The organism is Aeromonas sp. HMWF014 (assembly GCF_963878295.1).
GTDB lineage: Bacteria > Pseudomonadota > Gammaproteobacteria > Enterobacterales > Aeromonadaceae > Aeromonas > Aeromonas popoffii.
The window spans coordinates 1-1942 of sequence record NZ_CAWNYS010000003.1 but is presented as its reverse complement, the minus strand read 5'-3'; the positions used below and the strand labels follow the sequence as shown (position 1 = coordinate 1942).

The 1942-nt window shown below is 43.2% G+C and carries 2 protein-coding genes; both read right to left on the bottom strand.

All coding sequences use genetic code 11. From position 1 onward, the window contains the following. Window positions 1–427: 427 nt before the first annotated feature. Window positions 428–907, bottom strand: a complete 480-nt coding sequence (locus tag AAC083_RS00045; RefSeq protein WP_146181772.1) for a YxiF family protein — start codon at window positions 905–907, stop codon at window positions 428–430. Window positions 908–910: 3 nt separating this feature from the next. Further along, a partial coding sequence (locus AAC083_RS00040; protein ID WP_181364869.1) for an RHS repeat domain-containing protein occupies window positions 911–1942 on the bottom strand: 1032 nt, incomplete at its 5' end.

Genomic DNA, 1942 nt, shown 5'->3' with positions numbered 1-1942 from the left:
GTCGTAGCTATAGCTAATATGCAGGCCATCCGACAGTTTTTTTCAGTGAACCACTTATGGCATCTCACTGGTCGCGAGAAATAAAAAAGGCTAGGAAATAATATTGGACTATTAGATATCCATTTATAAAAGCAACACTAACTTAATAGATATTAAGTATAGTGCCTAGCGATAACTATACGTGTACAGGTTTATTTGCTAACGCCCGATTACTCTACGCTAATCGAGCTTGCCGCACTGAATTGAATTGAATTGAATTGAATTGAATTGAATTGAATTGAATTGAAAAAGATATTTACCCCCGATACCAGGCAAATACTTTACATGTTATCCAATCTCATGAAGGTTGATTATTGAGGTATGGATAAATCTATAAAACCACTTATCGCAACAAGCCATTTTAAAGTAACCCATACATATTTTTTAATTAAGATAGAACTGAATGCATAAGCGATGAATAAACTTCCCTGTCAAATCTTGATGTATCTCTACATACAGAATAACTGTATTCATCCCTAGAGATACAGATAGCCTCATCACTTTCACTCAGCATAATAAAATCATCAAGAAATCCATTGGAAGTCATACTAAGCTCAATAATTCTCCTTAATCGCTCTCCATTAGCATCTAATTCAATTGCAACACTTATATCTACATCCTTATTGCTAAACAGAAGAATCCATGTATTATGCGAGACTTTCTTTGACATTTCAGTAAATTGGCAAACAAGAGCTTCTATAGCCGCTCCCATATCATGAAAATCACCTATAACATTGACTCGTGAGAAGATTTTTTTATAGAAATCAGAAGGCGGCAACCGTTCAATGAACAAATATTTAAAACCACATTTTTTAAAGAATTGCTCAGTATTTTTCTTTCTCATATAGAGTTTGAGTTTAGAATTCATTTCTTACTTTTTTCCTTTCTTGAAGCCAAGTATTACCTCAGGAAAATGCCCTGAATATTGCTTGTATTTACCTGGTAGCATAGGACTGCCTTTACTGTCGTCAGCTCCATGGAAATGAGCACCTCTGCCAAATTTATCATCATCATGAAGTATTATATACTTTTTACTCCCATAAACATCAAACTCATATACTGTACGGTTCTCATAATCTTTGTCATAAACATACTTATGTGTTTTATATTGAGCAGAACGTGGAATCCCCGCCGCTTCTTTTGCAGCACGGAAACTAGCACGTCTTGAAGGCTGAGCATCTGGACACTGCCCCGGTATATTCGTCAACCCCAACGGATCCACCCAACCGGTCGGGTTGGGGGCATACTGGTAGTTGTTCAAACCGCCTGCCAAGCCTATCGGGTCGGGGGTGATAAATCTACCCGTTTCAGGCTGGTAGTAGCGGTGCCGGTTGTAGTGCAGACCGGTCTCGGCATCAAAATATTGCCCTTGAAAACGCAGCGGCGTCGCCACTTCCGCTATCTCTTCCCGCCACACATTGCCATAGGCGCGATAACGCACCTGCCAGGCGGTCGCCCCATTGTCGCGGGTCAGCGCCAGCGGGGTACCGAGGTGGTCAAGTTGATAATGGAATACCTCGGCATCCTGCCCTTCACCTTCCAACTGCACCAATGGCTTGAAGCTGCCCGGTTCATAGATAAAGCTGCGGTACTGCTCGTCGGTGCGACGTTTATCATCACCAAGCTGATAACTGCTTTCGGCAATCAGGTTGTTGGCCTGCCACAAGAATTCGGTGACCTGCTCGCCGTTTACTCTACCCACCCTCTTGCGAATACGGCGGCCAAAGGCGTCGTAGTCGTAATTGGCCATGGTGCCATCCGGCAGTTCAGCCCTGACTAGCTGATGCTGGCAGTCATAGTGGTAGTGGGTGACCAGTGATTGGCCTTTGCCCCGTCGCTCGATGGCCAGTCGACCAAATTCGTCGTACTCAAAATGGCGATCGCCACTCAACAGCAGCCGGTT